General features: G+C 49.6%; 1 protein-coding gene. It reads right to left on the minus strand.

Annotated features, from left to right (window positions below; translation table 11 throughout):
• Positions 1–232, minus strand: a 232-nt coding sequence (locus tag KVT27_RS26325; protein ID WP_217582348.1) for a hypothetical protein, incomplete at both ends; no start/stop codon positions are given.

Here is a 232-nt window from a genome sequence, read left to right on the forward strand (position 1 = left end):
CAGCTCATAAGCGCCCTGCGCAGCCGATTGTAATCGCTTTCTATCCGCTTGAATCTCACGGCAGGGAGGAATCGTTATCGACTGTAATTTATCTATTGACCGTTGGTCACTCACATCGAAAGTCCGAATAGAGTCCACTTCGACGTCAAACAGCTCAATCCGAATCGCATTCTCCGAAGTGAGCGGGAACAAATCAAGGATTCCGCCCCGAACGCTCATTTCCCCTTTGGTT

Origin of the sequence: Lysinibacillus sp. GbtcB16 (genome assembly GCF_019091145.1) — a bacterium.
Lineage (GTDB): Bacteria > Bacillota > Bacilli > Bacillales_A > Planococcaceae > Lysinibacillus > Lysinibacillus fusiformis.